The 3,746-nt window shown below is 30.1% G+C and carries 5 protein-coding genes; 1 reads left to right on the top strand and 4 read right to left on the bottom strand.

Annotated features, from left to right (window positions below; genetic code table 11):
- From uppS to Q0075_RS11920, 4 genes are all read right to left on the bottom strand, one after another.
- Positions 1 to 545 (bottom strand): polyprenyl diphosphate synthase (uppS, locus tag Q0075_RS11935; RefSeq protein ID WP_297869705.1); only part of this gene is annotated, 545 nt, incomplete at its 3' end.
- A gap of 1 nt (position 546) precedes the next feature.
- Positions 547 to 1,230 (bottom strand): DUF6089 family protein, encoded by a 684-nt coding sequence (locus Q0075_RS11930; RefSeq protein WP_297869704.1) that lies wholly within the window; start codon positions 1,228 to 1,230, stop codon positions 547 to 549.
- Positions 1,231 to 1,348: 118 nt separating this feature from the next.
- Positions 1,349 to 2,233 carry an NAD kinase gene (locus Q0075_RS11925; protein WP_231835315.1) on the bottom strand — a complete coding sequence of 295 codons (885 nt, stop codon included), beginning with the start codon at positions 2,231 to 2,233 and terminating at the stop codon, positions 1,349 to 1,351.
- 12 nt (positions 2,234 to 2,245) lie between these two features.
- Entirely contained in the window at positions 2,246 to 2,905 is a 660-nt protein-coding gene (locus Q0075_RS11920; protein WP_297869703.1) for a CBS domain-containing protein, read from the bottom strand.
- A gap of 93 nt (positions 2,906 to 2,998) precedes the next feature.
- Between Q0075_RS11920 and Q0075_RS11915 the strand changes: the two genes are divergently transcribed.
- Positions 2,999 to 3,712, top strand: coding sequence for a pyridoxine 5'-phosphate synthase (locus tag Q0075_RS11915; protein WP_297869702.1), 714 nt, complete (start codon positions 2,999 to 3,001; stop codon positions 3,710 to 3,712).
- Positions 3,713 to 3,746 lie beyond the last annotated feature (34 nt).

The raw sequence follows: 3,746 nt of genomic DNA, 5'->3' as shown, positions 1-3,746 counted from the left end.
GGTAAATTGTGTGTGTAAAGATGCTGATTAATAATTGATTCGTCAATAGCCTCTTCAGAAATTATATTATTTTTAACTTTGTTTGATATTTTTTTAACAGCTTGTATTAACTCTTCTCGAGCACCATAACTTAGTGCTAATGTTAACGTCATTCTTGTGTTTTCAGCTGTTTTGTTGATTACTTCTAGTAATTCTTTTTGTACGCTATCGGGTAAATTTGTTAAATTTCCAATTGCATTTAATTTAATATTATTATTTTGTAATGTTTTAATTTCTTTTTTTAATGAAGAAACCAATAGCTTCATTAGGGTATCAACTTCTAATTTTGGTCGATTCCAGTTTTCTGTAGAAAAAGCATAAAGAGTTAGGTTTTTTATACCTAGTTTTGCACACGTTTCTACTGTTGTTTTTACTGATTTGGTTCCGCTTTCATGTCCTAAAGCACGTAACATTCCTTTTTGTTTTGCCCATCTTCCATTGCCATCCATTATAATAGCTAAATGGTTGGGTAAATAATCGATATTTATCTTTTGTAATAATTCCATATTATTCAGAACAAAAACATGGGTTTTGCCCAAATGTGTAAGTTAGTGTTAATCCAGTAAATACATACCAATCGTTACTGTTTAAATTTCCAAAGCGTAAAGTTTCAAAATTATCATTTTTTGGATTACTTCCATCTAAATTATCAGTGAAAGAATATCGTAATCCTACCTCAGCTCCAATAATAAAATTTTCAAAGAAACGCCCTTTTAAACCTACTATCATAGGGATTGCAAATGTGCTGCTTTGATAATCTTTGTTGCTTTTATTATTTAGTATGTATATTTCATCATAAATAAAATAGCTAATTCCGCTATAAACATATGGCGATATTTTAGTTTTTGAATCATGTAAGTCAAAGTCCAAGAAGTTAAATTCTAAACCAGCTGAAAATTCTTTAACACTATTTTTAAATGAAAACCCTCTTAAATTTCTACTAGGAACATCACTGTCTTTATCATTTGAAGTTAAACTTCCTTGGGTGTATGAAAATCTGTAAGAATGCCTCGGACTTCTATTCCATCTGTATAGTATTCCTATTGCAGGCTCATTTGGAGATATGTAACTTGTTGGACCTACATCACCTATGTAGTTAACACCTCCAACAAAAACACCTAATTCGTTGATTTGAGAATAAGCATTGAAGTTGCAGAAAATCAGTAATGTGTAAAATAATAGGTACTTCATTTTTTTAAATAGTTTGCAAATATAATAATATTGATTTCTTATCCCTATTTTATGAGATTTTTTTGTTATTAATTATAAATAGAAACGCTAAAAAATGAATAATGATATAAGAAAGATGTTAATTTCTTTTATCTTCTCCCCAAAGTAATTTTTTTCTAATAGTGTTTAAAAAAGATTCTTCTTTGAACTCAATTATTGAAATGGTAAACGGAGATTTTTTAATTTTTACAACGGTATCTTTAGAAACTGCAGATATTCTTGAATCTAACGAAATTAAAAACTGTTCTTCACGTCCTGAAATGCGAAGTTCAATTTCCATATCATCTGGAATAACTAAAGGTCTTGCATTTAGGTTGTGTGGTGCCATTGGTGTAATTACCAAACTTTCTACATTTGGAGTAAGAACTGGTCCTCCACAACTTAAAGAATACCCTGTTGAGCCTGTAGGTGTTGAAATAATTAAACCATCTGCCCAATATGAAGTAAGATATTCGCCATTTAAATAGGTTATAATAGTAATCATCGAAGTGGTGTCTTTTCGGGCAACGGTAACTTCGTTTAGAGCAAAATCTAATTCACTAAAATTGTCGTATTCTGGAGTAGTTTTAATACTCAATAAAGTTCTTTTTGAAATAGCATAATCATTATCTAGTAGTTTTTGCAAAAGCGGTTCAATGTTATCAAACTGAATCGTTGCTAAGAAACCTAATCTTCCAGCGTTAATTCCAATAATAGGAATATTTTTATCTCTAACAAATGTGGCGGCTTTTAGTATTGTACCGTCACCGCCAATGCTAATTAAAGCTTTAAAATCATTATTTAATGTTTTGTGGCAAGAGTATGTTTTATAATTTTTTGAAACGATATTTTTTTCTTTTAAAATGTCTAAAAAATGTGCTTCAAAAGCAATTTCAATATCTTTTGACTCTAAAAATGAAACTACTTTTTGTACCGTTTCGGCCGTACTATTTTGATAATATTGACCAAATAATGCTATTTTCATTACGATTTATTTTTAAATATTTAAATATTTGTCTAAGTAATCTGAACGTTCTTTTAAGCTATTTAAATAAGAATCTTCCTGATGTTCCGAAATGATTTCATATTCATAACGTCTAAAAGTTTGAATAATATCGTTCAAGCCACTTTGACTGATTTTTATAGTAATTTCTACTTTGTTTCCCACAACATTTGAGATAAATAAACCTAAAATTTTGGCGTTATTACTTTCTATGATTTGGGACACCTGACTCATAGAAAATTTATCCGATTCTTTTTCCACTACTATAATTCCACCTTCTTCTTTTAAGAATGGCGTTTCATGAAAAAAGCGAATTACATCTTCAAGTTCATAATATCCTAAATAAGTATTTTTGTCATCTAAAACGGGAATTAAGTTGCTTTCGTTTTTAGCAAAAATCTCCAATACATCAAGCCAAATGGTAGTAGTACGAACAAAAAAACGTTCAAAATGAAATCGACTATCATTAATGATAGAATCACTATTTAATAGTTCTACATTTTCTTTGCTCACGCAACCAATATAAACACCATCTTCGGTTACTGGGAAATGACTGTATGGAAAGTCTAAAAATAAATCCTGCGCTTCCGCTATTGAATCCGTGTGTTTTAATGGTTTTATTTCGTTAGTGATGTAGCTTGTTAAATTATTCATTGTAGATGAGATGAAAATATATCGCAAATTAATCAAAAAATACTACATGCTAGCTAACTTATACTTTGTATTTTTGTATAAATTAAAATTATTATGACAAAGTTATCTGTAAATATTAATAAAATTGCCACACTTCGAAATTCAAGAGGAGGAAATGTTCCTGATTTATTGAAAGTTGCAAAAGATATTCAGCAATTTGGAGCACAAGGAATAACCATTCATCCAAGACCCGATGAAAGACATATTCGCTATCAAGATGCACGCGATTTAAAATCGGTTGTGTATACCGAATATAATATTGAAGGAAATCCACAACATAATTTTATCGATTTGGTTTTAGAATGTAAGCCTACTCAAGTGACTTTGGTTCCCGATGCTATTGGAGCTTTGACTTCTAATGCGGGTTGGGATACTATAAAACATCAATCGTATTTAATAGAAGTTATTCAAGAATTTCAAAGAAACGGAATCCGAACATCTATTTTTGTGGATGCCGATGAACGAATGATTGAAGGAGCAAAAGCTACAGGAACAGAAAGAATTGAATTGTATACCGAATCTTTTGCTCACGAATATGGATTAGGAAACAAAAACGGAATTGAGCCATACGTAAAAGCGGGAATCAAAGCGAATGAACTAGGATTAGGAATTAATGCAGGGCATGATTTGAGTTTAGATAATATCAAGTTTTTTAAAGATAATATTCCTGGATTGCTTGAAGTTTCCATTGGTCATGCTTTAATTTCAGAATCTTTATATTTAGGGTTAGAAAATGTAGTGAATATGTATCTTCAAAAATTGAAATAAGATGTTGTTGCATTCAAGAATAGAAGGAGAAGGA

It is taken from the genome of uncultured Flavobacterium sp. (assembly GCF_937967675.1).
GTDB lineage: Bacteria > Bacteroidota > Bacteroidia > Flavobacteriales > Flavobacteriaceae > Flavobacterium.
This window is presented reverse-complemented; position numbering and strand designations above follow the sequence as displayed.